Here is a 19,034-nt window from a genome sequence, read left to right as displayed (position 1 = left end):
CATCGGGCTCACCGGGGGAGGGAGAGCAGCTCGCCATCGGCCTCGGCGAGACCGTCTGCGATGAGCGAGTCGATCGCCCTGTCGCGCTGCTGAAGATCGGGCCACTCTGGCAGGATCGCGGGGATCGGCACCGGACGAGGGGCCGATTCCCTCAGCATCCTCAGCACGGCGCCCCTGGCCTGACGATCCGAGCCCTCGAAGGCCGCCTGCCGGCGACGTCGGTCGCCCGTCTCGGGTCGGCCGGCCGCCACCCACGCGCACCCGTCGAGGAGCGGGCAGATCTCGCAGCGGGGCGTCCGCGACGTGCACACTGTTGCGCCGAGCTCCATCGCCGCGGCGTTGAAGATCGCGGATTCGGCATCCGATGCGGGCAGCAGCGACTCCATGAGACCGAGATCGCGACGCGACGGGGGCGCGGGCTGCTCCTGCCCCTGGACCGCGCGGGCGAGCACGCGTCGCGTGTTGGTGTCGACCACGGGATGCCGGTCGCCGTAGGCGAACACGGCGACGGCCCGTGCGGTGTAGTCGCCGATGCCGGACAGCGCGAGCAGCGCATCCACATCGCGCGGGACCACACCGCCATGACGCTCGGCGATCTCGATGGCCGCCCTGTGCAGCCACAGCGCCCGACGCGGGTAGCCGAGGTTCGCCCACTGGTGCACGACCTCGGCGGGAGAGGCCGCGGCCAGAGCGACCGGCGTGGGCCAGCGGGTGAGCCACGCCTCCAGGTGCGGGATCACACGGTTCACCGGTGTCTGCTGCAGCATGAACTCGCTGACCAGCGTTCCCCACGCCCCGTACTCGTCGTGGAACTCCGGGCGCCGCCACGGGAGATCGCGTGCGGCTCCGCGATACCACTCGGGCAGACGCGGCAGTCCCGCGCTCGCAGGAGACGTCATCGCGGGCATCTCGCCAGCCTAGGCGACCGACGCGCGCCGTGCGTCCGTCGAGAGCCGGAGCGCAGCGTCCCCGACGGCCGTCGGTAGGCTGGGAGGATGGTCTCGCCCGGCATCCTCCTCGTTGACAAGCCCGCTGGGCTGACCAGCCACGACGTCGTCGCACGCACCAGACGCGCCTTCGGAACGCGCAAGGTCGGTCACGCGGGCACGCTGGATCCGATGGCGACCGGGCTGCTCGTCATCGGCATCGAAGGGGCGACGCGTCTGCTGACGTACATCGTCGGGGCCGACAAGACGTACGCCGCGACGATCCGTCTGGGGCAGACGACCAGCACCGACGACGCCGACGGGGAGATCATCGTCCAGGCGCCGTCCGACGCATGGGCCGACGTCACGGAGGAGCGCATCGCCGACGGCATCCGCTCGCTCACCGGGCGGATCTCGCAGGTCCCGAGCTCGGTGTCCGCCATCAAGGTCGACGGCAGGCGCGCCTACGATCGCGTGCGCGCGGGTGAGGAGGTCGTGCTCGCCGCGAGAGAGGTGACGGTGTCCCGCTTCGACGTGCTGGCACGCCGCGACGGGGAGGGCGTCATCGACCTCGACGTGATCGTGGACTGCTCCTCCGGCACCTACATCCGCTCGCTCGCGAGGGACCTGGGGTCGGGGCTGGGCGTCGGCGGCCATCTGACAGCGCTCCGTCGCACGAGGGTCGGCGACTTCGACGTCGCGGATGCCGTCGGCATCGATGCCCTCGAGGGGGCGCCGACCCTCACGCCCGCGCAGGCGGCGGCGCGGGTCCTTCAGCCACTCGACGTCTCGGCGGAGGATGCGAGGGATCTGCGCCACGGCAAGAGGCTGCAGGGACAGGCGTCACGACTCGACGGAGCTCTGGCCGCCGCGATCGACCACGACGGCGTTCTCGTCGGAGTCGTGGAGAAGCGCGGTGCAGACCTCAAGAGCGCGATGAACATGCCGGAGGTCGCACGATGATCCTGTGGCTGACCATCGTCCAGATCGTCGTCGCGGTCGGCGCCGGCGTGTTCTGCGTCTCGGCCGGACTCGCAGGCCGCCGCCCCAGCGATGTCACGGTCGGCGCTCTCGCCGCCGTCGAGGCGCTGCTGATCGTGCAGGTCGTGGTCTCGATCGTGGCGCCGCTGGCGGGGAACCCGCCGACGGGAGATCTCCTCGAATTCTGGGTGTACCTGGTGTCCGCCGTCCTCCTGCCGATCGGCGCCGTGCTGTGGGCCCTGATGGAGCGCAGCAGATGGAGCACGGTGATCCTCGGCGTCGCGGCGTTCGCCATCGCGATCATGGTCTGGCGCATGCACGCGATCTGGACGATCCAGGTCGTCTGAGCGCGAATCCCGACGCATCCACCCGCAACTAGGATGGATCGAGCTATGAGCACCACCGAACCCCCTTCTCGGATGACCGGCATCGGCCGTGTCCTCGTGATCGTCTACGCCGTGATGGCGCTGGCGGCGACCGGCCGCAGCTTCGTGCAGATCCTCCGCCGGTTCGACGAGGCCGCGTTGGCGTATTCACTGTCCGCACTGGCCGCCGTCGTCTACATCCTCGCGACGCTCGCCCTCGTGCTCGCCAAGAGGCGCGGGTGGTACACGGTCGCATGGATCGCGATCGTGTTCGAGTTGACGGGTGTCCTCGTCGTCGGTGCGCTCAGTCTGCTCATGCCCGATCTCTTCCAGCACGAGACCGTGTGGTCCCTCTTCGGGCGGGGGTATCTGTTCATCCCGCTCGTCCTCCCCGTCTTCGGCATCTGGTGGCTGCGCACGCATCGACCGGCTCCGGTCGCCCAGGAGGAGTCCGCCGAGGTGACCGCATGATCGTCTTCCGGGATCCGCTCGATGTACCGGCCGATTTCGGCCCCTCGGCCGTCGCGATCGGCAAGTTCGACGGCGTCCACGCCGGGCACCGCGCGGTCATCCGCCGTCTCAAGCAGCAGGCCGAGGCCTCGGGGGCGCGCGCGGTCGCGGTGACCTTCGACCGGAACCCGCTCGCCGTGCTGCGCCCTGATCTCTGCCCGGAGAACGTCGTCACGATCGAGCGCAAGCTCGAGCTCCTGAGCGAGCTGGAGATCGACGCGACCCTGATGCTGACCTTCGACGCGGAGCTCGCCGCTCGGAGCGCGGAGGACTTCGTCGCCGACATCCTGGTGTCGGCGCTGAAGGTCTCCACCGTTCTGGTGGGAGACGACTTCCGGTTCGGACGCGGAGGGGCCGGCACCCCGGCCCTGCTCGCCGAGCTGGGCCCGCGGTTCGGATTCACCGTGGAGGTCGTCGACGACGTCTTCCTCGAAGGATCGGACCGCCGCGTCTCCTCGACCTGGATCCGCGAACTCCTCATGGCCGGTGACGTCGCCGCGGCCGCCGAGGTGCTCGGTCGTCACGTGGACGTGCGCGGCGAGGTCGTGCACGGACTGAAGCGCGGACGTGAGCTCGGCTTCCCCACGGCCAACCTGTCGACGATCACCGACGCCTTCGTCCCGGCCGACGGCGTCTACGCCGGATGGCTGGTCGACCACGACACCGGCATCCGCCACCGGTCGGCGATCTCCGTCGGCACCAACCCGACCTTCGACGATGTCCTGGTGCGTCAGGTCGAGGCTCATGTCATGGGGGAGACGGAGCTCGACCTCTACGGACACGACGTCACCGTCGAGTTCGTGGAGCGCCTTCGCGGCATGGTCGCGTTCGAGGGCATCGAGAAGCTGAAGCAGCAGATGGCGGCCGACGTGGACGACGCGCAGCGGGTGCTCGACACCCGGGGCGCATGAATTCTCCGTGTCCTGCCGCGCCGACGTCGAGACGTATGGCGTAGACTGACGATCGGTTCCCGGTGATCCTCGCACGTCCTTCGTGCAACGACGGGAATCTGTACCACTGTTCGTACGGTCCTGGTAACGATTCGCCGACACCGGTGAGATCTCGCGCCACACGCGGACATCGAGACGGCTTCGGCGCACATCGGCGCCGCGGCCCTCACGCTCAGGAGGAGCATGCCGACCACGGCAACCGCCGCCACGCGGCGAAGGAAGACGTCCCGTCGCGACGATGAGGCCCCCCTCATCCCGATCCTCGCGCGCAAGGTGCGCGAGATCGAGGCGAAGTCGCAGCGTGGGAAGCTCGGACCGACGAACCGCGTCAAGTTCCAGGTCATCGCCTTCCTGGTGCGCGAAGAGCGCGCCAGGGTCAAAGCGGATGCCGAGATCGGCGATGCCGCACGCTCCGAGCTGCTCAAGCGGCTCGACGGCGTCGCGACGATCCTCGCCAAGACCGCGGCGAGGGACACGTCGCTGATCCAGCTCCTCGAGGCGGACCAGGCCACGTCGCCGGTCGCCAAGCGCATGCGCAGGGACTGGCTGCTTGAGTCCGGCGCCGAGCTCGCTCCGGAGGAGCTCATCATCGCCGACGTCGCGCCCGTGCAGGCGCCCGTCGTCCCGGCCGCGATCGCGGAGCGTCAGGTGACTCCGCCGTCCGTCGAGTCGCGCCAGCTCGCGAACCCGTTCCTCGCTCCCGACCTCACGCCCCGTGTGACCACGACCCCGCGCCGCCGTCTGGACGGCTGGGAGCTGATGGGTCCGCTCTACAAGGCGTTCGAGACCGGTGCAGGCGGATCCGCCGCGTCCATGGACCTTCCCCCCGCGCCGGAGTTCGACCACCTGTCGCCCAAGGGCCTCGAGATCATGGTCCACCAGTCGCGGTTTCTCGAAGCCGTGCGCGCCGGGCACCGCAGCTTCCTGCTGGCCGACGAGCCCGGGCTCGGCAAGACCGCGCAGTCCATCCTCGCGGCGTCCGTCGCCGGTGCCTACCCGCTGCTCGCCGTGGTGCCGAACGTCGTCAAGATGAACTGGGCGCGGGAGGTCGAGCGGTGGACTCCGCAGCGTCGCGCGACCGTCATCCAGGGCGACGGCGCCGACATCGACGCCTTCGCGGACATCTTCATCGTCAACTACGAGATCCTCGACCGGCATCTCTCGTGGCTCGCGTCGATCGGCCTGCGCGGCATGGTCGTCGACGAGGCGCACTTCATCAAGAACCTCTCATCGCAGCGTTCCCAGAACGTCCTCTCGCTCGCGTCGCGCGTGCGGGAGCGGACTCCCGGCGGCAACCCGCTGATGCTGGCCCTCACCGGAACCCCGCTGATCAACGACGTCGAGGACTTCGACGCGATCTGGCGCTTCCTGGGATGGACGACGGGCGAGAAGCCGGGACCCGAACTGATGGAGAAGCTCGACGCGACCGGCTTCACGCCCGCCGACAAGTCGTTCTACCCCGAGGCCCGCGACGCCGTCATCTCCATGGGCATCGTGCGCCGCAAGAAGAAGGACGTCGCCGCCGACCTCCCCGACAAGCTCATCGCCGACCTCCCCGTCCAGTTGGATGACGAGTTCGGCCGCAGCATCCGCCAGGCGGAGCGCGAGCTCGGCGAGCGACTCGCCGTCCGCTACCGACGGATCATCGAGGCCCGCGGAGATCGCGGTCTCGCGCCGGGAGAGATCGACGACGACATCGTCCGTCTCGTCGCGCAGAACGAGCTCGAGGAGTCCAAGGCGGCGGGAACGGGCGGGGACAACGTCTTCACAATGGTCCGCCGCATCGGCCAGGCGAAGGCTCAGCTCGCCGCGGACTACGCCGCGCAGCTGCAGCGCTCGGTGGGCAAGGTCGTGTTCTTCGCGAAGCACATCGACGTCATGGACCAGGCGGAGGCGCATTTCGCCGCCGCCGGAATCCGCGCCGTCTCGATCCGCGGCGACCAGACCACCACCGCCCGTCAGCAGGCGATCGACGACTTCAACGGCGACCCCGCCGTCGGCATCGCGGTCTGCTCGCTCACCGCGGCGGGCGTCGGACTGAACCTCCAGGCGGCCTCGAACGTCGTGCTCGCCGAGCTGTCGTGGACGGCAGCGGAGCAGACGCAGGCGATCGACCGCGTGCACCGCATCGGACAGGACGAGCCGGTTACCGCGTGGCGGATCATCGCCGCGCACACGATCGACACCAAGATCGCCGAGCTCATCGACCAGAAGCAGGGGCTCGCGGCCCGCGCGCTCGACGGCGAGGCCGTCGACGATGTGGCGGGCGAGCCCGTGCAGCTGGCGGCCCTCATGCACCTGCTGCGACAGGCCCTCGGCGCCGTCTGACGAATGCGCGTTAAGAACCTCGGTTCTTAACGCCCATTCGCGTCGTATTCGGCACAACTCTCGAACTTCTGCGGTTTCGTCTCGAATCGACCGTAAGATCCTCCGTTTTCACCGCCTGGAATGGCGCTCCATCGTTCTGGGGCGCTAGTGTCGTTCGCAGGCAACGTCGCCTTCCCCTCACTTACCCGAACAACCGAAGGCGGCAGCATGAAGATCGGCATCCTGACGAGCGGTGGCGACTGCCCCGGACTCAACGCGGTCATCCGCGCGATCGTGCTCAAGGGAACCCGTGCGTACGACCTCGAGTTCGTCGGCATCCGCGACGGCTGGCGAGGTGTCGTCGACGGCGACTTCTTCCCCCTGACCCGCCACGACGTGAAGGGCCTCTCGAAGGTCGGCGGTACCATCCTCGGTACCAGCCGGACCAATCCGTACGAGGGAGTCCGCGGCGGCGCGGAGAACATCGCCAAGACGCTGTACGGGCACAAGATCGACGGCATCATCGCGATCGGCGGCGAGGGCACGCTCGCCGCGGCCGATCGTCTCGCGAAGGACGGCATCAACGTCATCGGCGTGCCGAAGACGATCGACAACGACCTCCGCGCGACCGACTACTCGTTCGGCTTCGACACGGCCGTGAACATCGCCACCGACGCGATGGACCGCCTGCGGACCACGGGAGACTCGCACCGACGCTGCATGGTCGCCGAGGTCATGGGGCGCCACGTCGGCTGGATCGCCCTGCACGCCGGCATGGCGGCCGGCGCCCACGTCATCTGCATCCCCGAGGTCCCGATGTCGCTCGAGGAGATCTGCGAGCTCGTCACGAGCGCTCACGACCGCGGCCGTGCTCCGCTCGTCGTCGTTTCCGAGGGGTTCAAGCTCCGCGACATGGACGAGGCCTACAGCGACAAGGGCCTCGACGCCTTCAACCGTCCGCGCCTGGGCGGGATCGGGGATCAGCTCGCCCCCGAGATCGAGCGCATCACCGGAATCGAGACCCGTGCCACGATCCTCGGGCACATCCAGCGCGGCGGTGCGCCGTCCGCCTTCGACCGCGTTCTCGCGACGCGCCTCGGCATGCACGCCGCGGATGCCGTCGTCGACGCCGCGTGGGGTCAGATGGTCGCCATGCAGGGCACCGAGATCGTGCGGGTTCCTTTCGCCGATGCTCTCGGCGAGCTGAACACGGTTCCCCAGGTCCGCTACGACGCCGCGGCCACGCTCTTCGGTTGAGCCTGGGCTAGGTCCGGCCTGTCCGGTTCCGGCAGGCTGCCTGAGGTCCGGAAGATCGCCCGAGTTTCGCGCGATCGCCCGAGTTCCGGAAGAATGCGCTGCCGGCATCCGGATCTCGGGAGGGATGCCGGATCTCAGCGTCGTGTGGTCGGATGGGCCTGAGGTCTGGCGTCCGGTTCGCGGCTGGGGTAGCCCGTGGTGCCCTGTGCTGAGTTGCGGCGGGCTTCCTGTGTTCCGGATGAATCCGTCGTCGGCATCCGGATCTCGGGAGGGATGCCGGATCTGAGCGTCGTGTGATCGGATGGGCCTGAGGTCTGGCGTCCGGGTCAGTGGCTGGGGTACCCCGTGGTGCCCTGTGCTGAGTTGCGGCGGGCTTCCTGTGTTCCGGATGAATCCGTCGTCGGCATCCGGATCTCGGGAGGGATGCCGGAACTGAGCGTCGTGTGGTCGGATGGGCCTGAGATCTGGCGTCCGGTTCGTGGCTGGGGTAGCCCGTGGTGCCCTGTGCTGAGTTCCGGCGGGCTTCCTGTGTTCCGGATGAATCCGTCGTCGGCATCCGAATCTCGGGAGGGATGCCGGAACTCAGTGCGTCAACCGGCGAGGTGCAGCCCCTGGGCGATCGCCATCCGAACGACGTCTCGCACGTACTCCGGTCGGAAGAACACCTGCTGGTAGTCGAAGCGGAGCACCGTGTACCCGCGCAGCCTCAGACGGGCGTCGGCCTCGAGGTCTCGACGTCGTGCCGCGGCACCGTGGTGGGCGAAACCGTCCAGCTGCACGATCAACCGATCGCCGATCAGCGCGTCGACGGGGTGACCGTCGATCCAGACCTGCTGTCGCACGCTGACCCCGATGCCCTGCATGATCTCGACGAACTCGGTCTCGAGCCCTGAGTCCGAGAGCGCCGTCGCGCGCGAGGCGAGGCTCCTCTCGAGCCGCCCCCGCCAGGAGACGCGTTCGAGCACCTGAGGGGCGATCAGCCTCTTGTTGAGGGCGGAGTCCCAGATCGCCAGCGCGGCTGAGGGCTCCAGGCACTGCGCGACATGGTGCAGAACGTTGACGAGCGGTTCGGCTGGCGCGCGCCGACGAACGGGAGCAGGACCGTTCGACCAGTGGATTCGGACGCCGTCGAGCGCCATCTTCCCCGATCCTGCGGGCGCCATGACGTGCACGCGTGGGTCAGCTGAAGGGACCCACAGGCTGAGGCGCCGCGCTTCGCTGATGCAGGTGAGACGCCCTCCCGCAGTGATCGCTCTGATGAGGTCGCCGTCGCAGTCGGGGAGAGCGATCCAGGATCGGCGCACACGCAGCATCACACCTCGCTCGACGGCCGAGGCGAGCGCGTGCTTGCCGAACCCTGCGGCGTAGAGCTCAGAGGTGTGTGCGATCGCGTCGTGGAGACGCAGCCAGTCTTCGAGGAGCATCCGCACATTCTGCGGGAGCGGAGGTGCATCGCAGGGCCCATAGTGCCGCCTGTGGACGGATCCGTGAATCGCCTCCATTGTGGAGGAGAAGTGCGATCCGGCCGAGGTGCGGCACCTCGCCCGAGATCCGGATCGATCCGGCGGGGGCTTCCGCATTTCGGTCGGATGTGCGGATCTCGGACTGCCCGGATGCCGCGGGCATCCGCCATCGGGCATCCGCCATCCGGCATCCGCCATCCGGGCATCCGGTATCCGGGGTGCTACTCCGCCAGGCCGACCACGTCAAGAATCCAGGCCAGCTCGAAGGCGCGCTCGCGCCAGGAGTTGTACCGGCCGCTCACGCCGCCGTGGCCGGCGACCATCTCGCACTTGAGCAGGACGTCGGCCGCTCCCGCCTCGCGCAGCCGCGCCACCCATTTCGCGGGCTCGACATACATCACCCGAGAGTCGTTCAGCGAAGTGACGGCGAGGATGCGCGGATAGTCGACGCCGTCGCGGACGTTCTCGTAGGGCGTGTAGGACTTCATGTACTCGTACACGTCGGCGCCGTGCAGCGGGTCGCCCCACTCGTCCCACTCGATGACGGTGAGGGGAAGCGAGGGGTCGAGGATGGTCGTGAGGGCGTCGACGAACGGAACCCCGGCGAGGATGCCCGCGAACGACTCGGGGGCGAGGTTCGCGACGGCGCCCATCAGCAGACCGCCGGCGCTCGCACCCTCAGCCACCAGTCGATCGGGTGAGGTCACGCCGCTCGCGATCAGATGCTCGGCGCAGGCCACGAAGTCGGTGAACGTGTTGCGCTTGTGCAGGAGCTTGCCGTCTTCGTACCACTGGCGCCCCATCTCGCCGCCGCCGCGGACGTGGGCGATCGCGAAGATCACGCCGCGGTCGAGCTCGGAGAGGCGCGCGACCGAGAAACCGGGGTCGATGGAGTGCTCGTAGGAGCCGTAGCCGTAGAGGTGGACGGGGCGGAGCGCCGCGCCGGGGTCGCCGAAGGACCTCTTCCACACGAGCGAGATCGGCACGCGGGTGCCGTCGGATGCCGTGGCCCACGCCCGCTCCTGTCCGTAGTCGGCGGGGGAGTAGCCGCCGAGCACGGCGACCTGCTTGCGCAGCACGAGTTCGCGGGTCGCGAGGTCGAGCTCGTACACGGTGCCCGGCGTCACGAAGGACGTGTAGCCGAGCCGCAGGAACGGCGCGTGCCACTCGGGATTGCCGCTGACGCCTGCCGAGTAGAGCGGCTCGTCGAAGGCGATGTCCTCGACGGCATCCGTGCCGTAGTCGAGCAGCGCCACGCGCTCGAGGCCTTCGCTGCGGTACTCGACAGTCGCGAAGTCGCGGAACGCATCCATCCCCAGCAGCCGCCTCCCCGGACGGTGCGGGAGCACGACGTGGCGCGCGCCCTGCGGCGCGGATGCGGCGACAGAGACGAGCTCGAAGTCCAGGGCATCCTGATTGTGCAGGATGTAGAGCCGGTCCTCGCCGTCGACGACGGCGTGCTCTACGGAGTACTCGACGCCCTCGCTGCGGGGCCAGATGACGGTCGGCTCCGCGGTGAGGTCGCCGGACAGGTCGACGAGGTACTCCTCGCTCGTGATGCTCGACCCGACGGCGATCACGAGGTACTTCCGGCTGCGCGTGATGCCCGCCCCGAGCCAGAACTTCTCGTCGGGCTCGTGGAAGAGGCGCAGATCGTCGGCGACGTCCGTGCCGAGACGGTGCAGCCACAGGGTGTCGGGGCGCCAGGCCTCATCTCGGGTCGTGTAGAGGACGCCCGTGCCGTCGGGGGTGAAGAACGCACCGCCGGTGTTCGGGATCTCATCGGGCAGCGTCTCGCCGGTGACGAGGTCGCGGACCCGCACCGTGTACAGCTCATCGCCCTCGAAGTCGGTCGACCAGAGCAGCTTCGTCGCGTCGTCGGTGGTGTCGAACGCGCCGAGCGAGAAGAACTCGTGCCCCTCGGCTTCGACGTTCCCGTCGAGCAGGACGCTCTCGCCCGGCACGGGCACACCGGGCTCGAGCAGTGGGGGAGTCCAGTCGTCTGCCGCTGCAGCGGTGCGGCAGTGGATGCCGTACTGCGACCCTTCCTCGGTGCGGCTGTAGTACCACCAGTCGCCCCGGCGCGTCGGCACGGAGAGATCGGTCTCCTGGACGCGACCCTTGATCTCCTGGAACAGGCGCTCGCGCAGCGGCTCGAGGTGAGCCGTCTCGGCATCCGTGTGGGCGTTCTCCGCCTCGAGGTGCGCGATGACCTCTGCGGACTCCTTGTCGCGCATCCATTCGTAGGGATCCTCGAAGGTGTCACCGTGGTGGGTGCGGAGTGTCGAGCGGCGGGCGGCGATCGGGGCATCAGTCACCGTTCCACGCTAGCCCAGGTCGAGTTGACCGGCCCCTGTGCGGGTGGGAGGATTTACCGGGGCCGGTTAACGGAAGTCAAACCCACGATGAACTCTTCGTTCGTCACGTCGATCCCGTCGACACGAATCTTCTTCCTCAACGACCGAAAGCGAACGGTGGAAACCGCAGCCCTCATCGTCGTGCTCGTCATCGCACTTGCACTGTTCTTCGACTTCACCAACGGGTTTCACGACACGGCCAACGCGATGGCGACCCCCATCGCGACCGGAGCCCTCAAGCCCAAGACCGCGGTGCTCCTCGCCGCTGGGCTCAACCTGGTCGGCGCGTTCCTCTCGACCGAGGTGTCGCAGACCGTCTCGCACGGCATCATCCGCGAGGAGGGGCTGCAGGATCAGGCGAGCATCTTCCTGCCGATGATCTTCGCCGGTCTCATCGGCGCGATCACCTGGAACATGCTGACCTGGCTGCTCGGCCTTCCGTCGAGCTCCTCGCACGCGCTGTTCGGCGGCCTGATCGGCGCGACCCTCGTCGGGGTCGGCGTCGGCGGCATCGACTTCGGAGCCGTGCTCTCCAAGATCATCCTCCCCGCGCTGATCGCCCCCGTCACGGCGGGGCTCATCGCGTTCGCCGCCACCAAGATCGCGTACTCGATCACGCGACGCTACGACAACAAGCCCGACGGACGCGACGGCTTCCGCTGGGGGCAGATCTTCACGTCGTCCATGGTCGCGCTCGCGCACGGAACGAACGACGCGCAGAAGACCATGGGCGTCATCACCCTCGCGCTCATCACCGTCGGCTGGCAGAGCCGCGACCAGGCGGACCCCTACCTGTGGGTCATCATCGCCTGTGCCGTGACGATCGCGCTCGGAACCTATCTCGGCGGCTGGCGGATCATCCGCACCCTCGGCAAGGGTCTCACGGAGGTCAAGCCCGCGCAGGGCTTCTCGGCGGAGAGCTCGACCGCGGCGACGATCCTCGCGTCGAGCTACTTCGGCTTCGCGCTCTCGACCACACAGGTCGCCTCCGGATCGGTGATCGGATCCGGCCTCGGCCGCCGAGGGTCGACCGTCCGCTGGCGCACAGCGGGGCGCATCGCGATCGGGTGGCTGCTGACCCTTCCGGCCGCCGGCGCGGTCGGAGCCTTCGCCGCCCTGCTGATCACCTGGCTCGGTCCCTGGGGCATCGCGATCGACACCGTCCTCGCACTCGGCGTGATCATCGGCCTCTTCCTGCGCTCGCGCAAGGACGCCGTGACGCACGCCAACGCGATGAGCGACGTGGCGGAGTCCGGTCTGGCCGTCGAACTTCCCGACACCCCGCCGCCCACGCGGAGGCAGCAGCGCATCGAGCAGGCGAAGGCGGAGGCCAAGGCGCGTGCCGCCGCCCGCGAGAAGGCGAAAGCCGACGCGAAGAAGGCCGCCGACGACAGGAAGAAGTCGTCGAAGGGCAAGTCGGCGAAGAAGGATGCTGCGGCATCGACCGGTGAGGAGTCGAAGTGAACGTCGTGATCGACTGGAACGCCTTCATCCTGGTGTTCGCCGCCGCACTGATCGGAGCGTGTGCGGTCGTCGGGTTCTACGCGATGGGCCTCCGTCTGCTCGTCCGCGGCGGGCATGCTCCCGTGGTGAGCCCCGCCGAGTTCACCGACGCGATCACGGTGATCACGGAGAAGGACCTCAAGCGCGCCGCCAAGCAGGCGGCCAAGGCGGCCAAGAAGAGTCCGCTCACCGACGCGCAGAAGCGCCTCTCCCTGGTCGGCGCCTACGCCTGCTTCGTCGTCTGCGCTCTCGCGGTGATCGGCGGCATCGCGCTGATCGTCATCGGCGGGCACTGACCAGCCAGGAGGATCAGCCCAGCAGGCCGGCGACGAGATCGTCGATCACGTCGTCGGTCGAGGTGTCCGGATCGATCGGAGTGGTCAGTCTGTCCAGCAGGAGACCGTCGATCGCGTAGTGGAAGAGGGCGATCTCGCGTCGGCCGCCGGGGAGTCCGGCCGCGCTGTTGAAGGCGACGTCGCCATCGAAGCCCGCGCGCTGCCACGCGCCGAGGACGGCGGCGACCTCGGGCCGCCGGCTGCTCTCCAGGCGCAGTTCGAACAGGGCGATCGTGACCTCGCGATCGCCGGTGAGGCGGCGGACGATGTCGCGGACGTAGTCGGCGAACAGGGCCCTGCTCGGGACCTCTGAGGCCCGTCGGTCGAGGTCCTGGGCGGTCGGGGCGAGACGCTCGCCGATGCGTTCGACGAGTCCGGCGACGAGGGCGTCTCTGCTCCGGAAGTAGTTGGACGTGGTCCCCGTCGGCGCGCCGGCCTCGAGGTCGACGGCGCGGTGCGTGAGACCCCGTGACCCCTCGCGTGCGAGCACGGTGAGGCCTGCATCCGCCAGAGACCGGCGGCGGGTGTCGTTCTTCGCCATGCGCTCACTGTAGCGCAACCACTACAGCTGATGTACTCTTCATTCACGACAGATGTTGTGATTGGAGTGGTGATGCGAGAACTGGTCTACTACGTGGCCGTGAGCCTCGACGGTTTCATCGCCGGGCCTGAGGGGGAGTTCGACGCCCTCCTCAGCGAGGGCGATCACATGGCGGCGATCAACGAGCGCTTCGGGGACACCGTTCCCACCGACATCGCCGAGGCGCAGGGGATCTCCCGCGACGGCGGAATGTTCGACACCGTGCTGATGGGGCGGAACACCTACGCCGTGGGCCTGCCGTTCGGGGTCACGAGCCCGTACCGGCACCTGCGTCAGATCGTGTTCTCCCGTTCGAACACGGCGAGCGGGGAGAACCTCGAGGTGACGGCGGATGATCCTGTCCGCGTGGTCAGGGATCTCAAGCAGCAGAGCGGCGGCGCCATCTGGCTCTGCGGAGGAGGGGCTCTCGCGGCGACCCTCGCCGACGAGATCGATCGCCTCGTGCTGAAGCGGAACCCACTGCTGTTCGGCAGCGGCATCCCGCTGTTCGGCTCGCGCCCCTACCGTCCGGAGCGGTTCGACGAGATCGGGACGACGGCGTTCGGGTCGGGTGTCGTGCTGTCCGAGTACGTCCGCGCGACCGTCGAGTGACGGCGGGCGGCGGGGCGTCTGTCCCGCCGCCTAGGCTGGAGCCATGTCCGAGCCCCAGGGAGCCGAGTACGCGTTCGGCAGACACCGGCCCGCATCGCACGTGCTCATCCACGTCAGCGATCCGCACTTCCTCGCGGGTGGTGCGCGGCTGGGCGGGCGCTACGACGTGGAGGCGAACTTCGGGCGCACCCTCGACGCGATCCGCGCGGTGCACCCCCATCCGGCGGCCATCGTCATCACGGGTGACCTCGCCGACCTGGGGGAGCCCGACGCCTACCGCCGGCTCCGCGACGCCGTCGAACCGGTGGCGGAGGCGCTCGGCACCACCGTCGTCTGGGTCGCGGGCAATCATGACGAGCGCCCCGCGCTGCGGGCCGGTCTCCTCGATCTGAGCCCCACCGAGGAGCCGGTCACCGGGGTCTGGGACCTCGACGGACTCCGGCTGATCGCTCTCGACACCAGCGTGCCCGGCTGGCATCACGGCGACCTCGACCGTGCACAGCTCGACTGGCTGGCCGATCTGCTCCGCGAGCCGGCCCCGCACGGAACGCTGCTGGCCATGCACCATCCGCCGCTGCCGAGTCATCTGCCGCTCTTCGACATCCTCGAGCTGAGGCATCAGGACGAGCTCACCGAGATCGTCCGCGGCAGCGACGTGCGCGGCATCCTCGCCGGCCACCTGCACTACTCCTCGCACGGGATGTTCGCGGGCGTTCCCGTGAGCGTGGCGTCGGCGACGTGCTACACGATGAACGTGGCCCTGCCCGCGGCGGAGGTCAACGGGATGGACGCCGCTCAGGCGTTCCAGCTGGTGCACGTGCACCCCGACACGATCACGCATGCGGTTGTCCCCGTGACCGATGCCGACACCGGCACGTACTTCTCGCCGGAGTGGCTGGAGCGGATGGCGCGCCTCTCGCCCGAGCAACGGCTCGAGGCGTTCTCCCGCAAACGCGGTCGCTGAACGGGCGCGGCCGTGGCGCAGGCGTAGACTTGTGGCATCCCCCATACTTCTCACTCGCCACGACCCACAAGGATGTGACATGGCTTCTGCCGCGCCCTCCCTCACCCGTACAGAGACCGATTCGCTCGGGAGCATGGAGATCCCCGCCGACGCGTACTGGGGCATCCACACCGCCCGCGCCGACGCGAACTTCCCGATCACGAAGCGCCCGATCTCGGTGTACCCCGATCTGGTGGTCGCCCTCGCGATGGTCAAGCAGGCCAGTGCCCGCGCGAACCGCGAGATCGGCGTCCTCGACCACGAGCGCGCGGACCTGATCGATCGTGCGGCGCAACGGGTGATCGACGGCGAGTTCCACGACCAGTTCACGGTCGGAGTCATCCAGGGCGGCGCCGGCACCTCGACCAACATGAACGCGAACGAGGTCATCACCAACATCGCGCTCGAGATGGCCGGACGGGAGAAGGGCGACTACGCCTTCCTGTCACCGATCGACCACACGAACCGCAGCCAGTCCACGAACGATGTGTACCCGACCGCCGTCAAGATCGGACTGTCGCTGACGCTGCGCTCCCTGCTCGAGGAGCTCGACCTCCTCCGTCGCTCCTTCCTCGGCAAGTCCCGTGAGTTCCACGACGTCCTCAAGGTGGGACGCACGCAGCTCCAGGACGCCGTGCCGATGACGCTCGGTCAGGAGTTCCACGGCTTCGCCACCACGCTCGGCTACGACCACTCGCGCCTCACCGAGAACGCGTCGCTGATGTTCGAGATCAACATGGGCGCGACCGCCATCGGCACCGGCATCACCACCCACCCCGACTACGCGCCCGCCGTGCTCAAGCACCTGCGTGAGATCACCGAGCTCGATCTCGTGACCGCAGGCGACCTCGTCGAGGCCACCAGCGACACCGGTTCGTTCATGTCGTTCTCCTCGACGCTGAAGCGCAACGCGATGAAGCTCTCGAAGATCTGCAACGACCTGCGACTGCTGTCGTCGGGGCCGCAGGCGGGTCTCGGCGAGATCAACCTCCCCGCCATGCAGGCCGGGTCGAGCATCATGCCCGGCAAGGTCAACCCCGTCATCCCCGAGGTCGTCAACCAGGTGGCGTTCGCCGTCGCCGGCGCCGACATGACGGTCACGATGGCCGCGGAGGCGGGGCAGCTGCAGCTCAACGCCTTCGAGCCCGTCATCGCGCACTCGATCTTCCAGTCGATCACCTGGATGCGCCAGGCCATGTGGACGCTCCGCGTGAACTGCGTCGACGGCATCACGGCCAACCGCGACCGTCTCGGTGCGATGGTCGGTGCTTCGGTGGGCGTCATCACCGCCCTCACCCCGTTCATCGGCTACGCGGCGGCCGCAGCCCTCGCGAAGACGGCGCTGCTGACGAACCGCAACGTCGCAGACCTCGTCGTGGAGGCCGGGCTGATGTCGCGCGACGAGGTCGCGAAGCAGCTCTCCCCGGCGCGTCTGTCCGGGCTCGAGGCTGTGACGGCGGCGATCCCGATCATCACCCCGGATGACCTCGTAGAGATCTGATCCCTTCTCAGAACAGCCCCGGCGCACCGCGCCGGGGCTGTTCTGCGTTTCGGGGGCGGAGTGCGCGCGGCAGGGGTTGCCGATCGGGAATCTATGCGCTTAGATAGCAGGACATGCGAGTTTAAGCGCATAGATTCTGAGCGAGCGATTCGAGGAGGAAGACGTGAAGTTCACGAGCGTGCTGGGGGGAGTGGCGGCTCTGACCGCTGCAACCCTGCTGCTGAGCGGATGCGGGCGTACGGATGACGCGGCATCCGGACCCGGCGAGACGACGACGATCGACGACGGACCCGCGACGGGCACGATCTCGATCTGGGCGATGGGGGCGGAGGGCGAGGCCCTTCCCGACTTCGTGAAGGCGTTCCAGAAGGAGAATCCCGATGTGAAGATCGACGTGACGCCGATCCCCTGGGATGCTGCGCACAACAAGATCCAGACCGCCATCGCCGGCGGCAACACCCCCGATATCGCGATGATGGGGACGACCTGGATGGCCGACTTCGCCGACGCCTTCGCGACGGTTCCGGAGCAGATCTCCACCGACGGCTTCTTCGAGGGGGCCCTGAGCACGACGAAGGTGGGCGACCGCGCCGCGGGGGTGCCCTGGTACGTGGACACGCGCGTGCTCTACTACCGCACCGACATCGCGGAGAAGGCGGGCTGGACCGAGGCGCCGAAGACCTGGGAAGAGCTGTCGCAGATGGCCGCCGACATGCAGAGCAAGGGCGGCTCCACGTGGGGCATGCGCCTGCCGGCGGGCAACGACTCCTTCCAGGGCGCCATGTGGATGCCGTGGTCGGCCGGGGCCGAGCTCACCGACGGCAAGAACTGGACTCTCGACACCCCCGAGATGACGAAGGGGCTGGAGTATTACCAGAGCTTCTTCACGGACGGCATCGCCGACCCGAACGTCGACACCTCTCCCGGCGCGACCGAGGCCGCGTTCGTCGACGGCACCGCGCCGATGGTCGTCGAAGGGCCGTTCCTGCGGGGCCAGCTCGAAGCTGTCGGCGGCGAAGGCTTCACCGACAAGTACACGACGGCGGTGCTTCCGGCTCTCGACGGCTCCGTGTCCTTCAGCGGCGGGGCGAACCTCGTCGTGTTCGACGGCAGCGACAACGCGTCATCCGCGTGGAAGCTCGTCGACTGGCTGAGCCAGCCGAAGACGCAGGCCTCGTTCTTCGAGGCGACCGGTGACCTGCCCGCGTCCACCGCGGCGTGGAAGGAGTCGGCCGTCGCCGGCGATGCCGGACTCGCGACGTTCGGGACCCAGCTGGAGACCGCCAAGGCGCCGCCGGTGACGACGAGCTGGGTCAAGGTCGCTGCCAAGGGCGACCAGGCGCTGGAGGCCCTCCGTCGGGGGACGGGCGACGTCGCCGACGTCCTGAAGACGCTGCAGGGCGAAGCGGACACCATCGGGCTGGACTGACCCGATGTCCGCATCCACCGCCACCGCCGTGAGGGCCGTCCGCGGCCCTCGCGGCGAGGGGAAGCGAAGCCTGGGCGCGGTGCGTCGCAGGCGTCAGGCCTTCGTCGCCTGGGGCTTCGCCCTCCCGTTCGTCGTCGTGTTCGCGATCTTCATGCTGTTCCCGATCGTCGGATCGTTCGCGATGTCCTTCACCGATTTCACGGCGCGCGACATCAGGTCCCCGTTCGCCGTGAACTTCGTGGGTCTCGAGCAGTTCTTCACCCTGTTCGCCGACTCCCGATTCCTCACCTCCCTCGGGGTCACCGGCATCTTCGTGCTCGTCGGCATCCCGATCACGATGATCGTTGCTCTCGCACTCGCTCTCGCGCTCAACAACGGGCGCGGACGGATCGTCTCGTTCTTCCGCGTGGGCTTCTACGCGCCCGTGGTGACGAGCATCGTGGCGATCTCCGTGGTGTGGCGCTACATCCTGCAGCCGGACGGGCTGTTGAACTCGGCACTCGCGCTGGTCGGAATCGACGGCCCCAACTGGCTCAACGACCCCGCCTTCGCGCTGCCATCGCTCATCATGATGGCGGTGTGGCGCAACGTCGGCACGCTCATGGTGATCTTCCTCGCGGGGCTCCAGGCCGTGCCGGAAGACGTGAACGAGGCCGCCACGATGGACGGCGCCTCACCCTGGCGTCGTCTCATCTCGGTGACGCTGCCGCTGCTCCGGCCGACTCTGCTCCTCGGGGCCGTCCTCATCTCCGTCGGCTACCTCCAGTTCTTCGAGGAGGCCTTCGTGATGACCAAGGGCGGCCCGCTGGACTCGACGCTCTCCGTCGCCTTCTACACGTATCAGCAGTTCGGTTTCGGGGAGTACGGACTCGCGTCGGCGGCGAGCTACGTGCTCTTCCTCGCGATCGCCCTGATCAGCCTGCTGCAGTTCCGGCTGCTCCGTTCGAAGGACTGA

General features: G+C 68.5%; 17 protein-coding genes. 13 read left to right on the top strand and 4 right to left on the bottom strand.

The genetic code is table 11. The annotated features are described in order from the left end of the window. Positions 1–8 precede the first annotated feature (8 nt). Positions 9–908, bottom strand: a complete 900-nt coding sequence (locus tag ACFVRO_RS13475; RefSeq protein WP_386953118.1) for an A/G-specific adenine glycosylase — start codon at positions 906–908, stop codon at positions 9–11. Positions 909–995: 87 nt separating this feature from the next. Between ACFVRO_RS13475 and truB the strand changes: the two genes are divergently transcribed. The 6 genes from truB (at position 996) to ACFVRO_RS13445 (ending at position 7,296) form a co-directional block, all read left to right on the top strand. Then, positions 996–1,889 (top strand): tRNA pseudouridine(55) synthase TruB, encoded by an 894-nt coding sequence (gene truB / locus ACFVRO_RS13470; protein ID WP_386953116.1) that lies wholly within the window; start codon positions 996–998, stop codon positions 1,887–1,889. After that, positions 1,886–2,254: a hypothetical protein gene (locus ACFVRO_RS13465; RefSeq protein WP_386953115.1), complete on the top strand. Its 369-nt coding sequence runs from the start codon at positions 1,886–1,888 to the stop codon at positions 2,252–2,254. Before truB ends, ACFVRO_RS13465 begins: the two co-directional genes overlap by 4 nt. 45 nt (positions 2,255–2,299) lie before the next feature. Further along, positions 2,300–2,743 carry a hypothetical protein gene (locus ACFVRO_RS13460; protein ID WP_386953113.1) on the top strand — a complete coding sequence of 148 codons (444 nt, stop codon included), beginning with the start codon at positions 2,300–2,302 and terminating at the stop codon, positions 2,741–2,743. Then, the gene (locus ACFVRO_RS13455; RefSeq protein ID WP_386953111.1) at positions 2,740–3,693 is read left to right on the top strand and encodes a bifunctional riboflavin kinase/FAD synthetase; all 954 of its coding nucleotides are present in this window, start codon (positions 2,740–2,742) and stop codon (positions 3,691–3,693) included. The genes ACFVRO_RS13460 and ACFVRO_RS13455 overlap by 4 nt, the downstream gene beginning before the upstream one ends. Before the next feature lie 222 nt (positions 3,694–3,915). Continuing rightward, a complete protein-coding gene (locus ACFVRO_RS13450; protein WP_223586613.1) occupies positions 3,916–6,060 on the top strand; it encodes a DEAD/DEAH box helicase in 2,145 nt (714 codons plus the stop codon). A 207-nt stretch (positions 6,061–6,267) separates the two neighbouring features. Continuing rightward, a complete protein-coding gene (locus ACFVRO_RS13445; protein WP_105674605.1) occupies positions 6,268–7,296 on the top strand; it encodes an ATP-dependent 6-phosphofructokinase in 1,029 nt (342 codons plus the stop codon). A 590-nt stretch (positions 7,297–7,886) separates the two neighbouring features. Here ACFVRO_RS13445 and ACFVRO_RS13440 read toward each other — a convergent pair. Both ACFVRO_RS13440 and ACFVRO_RS13435 read right to left on the bottom strand, forming a co-directional pair. Next, positions 7,887–8,720 carry an endonuclease domain-containing protein gene (locus ACFVRO_RS13440; protein ID WP_386953109.1) on the bottom strand — a complete coding sequence of 278 codons (834 nt, stop codon included), beginning with the start codon at positions 8,718–8,720 and terminating at the stop codon, positions 7,887–7,889. A gap of 260 nt (positions 8,721–8,980) precedes the next feature. Continuing rightward, positions 8,981–11,077 carry a S9 family peptidase gene (locus ACFVRO_RS13435; RefSeq protein ID WP_386953106.1) on the bottom strand — a complete coding sequence of 699 codons (2,097 nt, stop codon included), beginning with the start codon at positions 11,075–11,077 and terminating at the stop codon, positions 8,981–8,983. A gap of 156 nt (positions 11,078–11,233) precedes the next feature. Between ACFVRO_RS13435 and ACFVRO_RS13430 the strand changes: the two genes are divergently transcribed. Both ACFVRO_RS13430 and ACFVRO_RS13425 read left to right on the top strand, forming a co-directional pair. Next, on the top strand, positions 11,234–12,580 hold the full coding sequence (locus ACFVRO_RS13430; protein ID WP_386953104.1) for an anion permease: 1,347 nt from the start codon (positions 11,234–11,236) through the stop codon (positions 12,578–12,580). Continuing rightward, positions 12,577–12,915, top strand: coding sequence for a peptidase (locus tag ACFVRO_RS13425; protein WP_105674599.1), 339 nt, complete (start codon positions 12,577–12,579; stop codon positions 12,913–12,915). Before ACFVRO_RS13430 ends, ACFVRO_RS13425 begins: the two co-directional genes overlap by 4 nt. A 13-nt stretch (positions 12,916–12,928) precedes the next feature. On the opposite strand, the gene ACFVRO_RS13420 is transcribed toward ACFVRO_RS13425, so the two are convergent. Next, positions 12,929–13,495 carry a TetR/AcrR family transcriptional regulator gene (locus ACFVRO_RS13420; protein ID WP_386953102.1) on the bottom strand — a complete coding sequence of 189 codons (567 nt, stop codon included), beginning with the start codon at positions 13,493–13,495 and terminating at the stop codon, positions 12,929–12,931. A 72-nt stretch (positions 13,496–13,567) separates the two neighbouring features. Here ACFVRO_RS13420 and ACFVRO_RS13415 point away from each other — a divergent pair, with 72 nt between their 5' ends. From ACFVRO_RS13415 to ACFVRO_RS13395, 5 genes are all read left to right on the top strand, one after another. Beyond that, entirely contained in the window at positions 13,568–14,146 is a 579-nt protein-coding gene (locus ACFVRO_RS13415; protein WP_386953099.1) for a dihydrofolate reductase family protein, read from the top strand. A 43-nt stretch (positions 14,147–14,189) separates the two neighbouring features. After that, positions 14,190–15,110 (top strand): metallophosphoesterase, encoded by a 921-nt coding sequence (locus ACFVRO_RS13410; protein WP_386953096.1) that lies wholly within the window; start codon positions 14,190–14,192, stop codon positions 15,108–15,110. Positions 15,111–15,189: 79 nt separating this feature from the next. Further along, entirely contained in the window at positions 15,190–16,650 is a 1,461-nt protein-coding gene (locus tag ACFVRO_RS13405) for an aspartate ammonia-lyase (protein WP_341942411.1), read from the top strand. 163 nt (positions 16,651–16,813) lie between these two features. After that, positions 16,814–18,079 (top strand): extracellular solute-binding protein, encoded by a 1,266-nt coding sequence (locus ACFVRO_RS13400; RefSeq protein ID WP_386953093.1) that lies wholly within the window; start codon positions 16,814–16,816, stop codon positions 18,077–18,079. 4 nt (positions 18,080–18,083) lie between these two features. After that, positions 18,084–19,034 (top strand): carbohydrate ABC transporter permease, encoded by a 951-nt coding sequence (locus tag ACFVRO_RS13395; protein ID WP_386953090.1) that lies wholly within the window; start codon positions 18,084–18,086, stop codon positions 19,032–19,034.

It is taken from the genome of Microbacterium sp. NPDC057944, assembly GCF_042887445.1.
GTDB lineage: Bacteria > Actinomycetota > Actinomycetes > Actinomycetales > Microbacteriaceae > Microbacterium > Microbacterium natoriense.
This window is presented reverse-complemented; position numbering and strand designations above follow the sequence as displayed.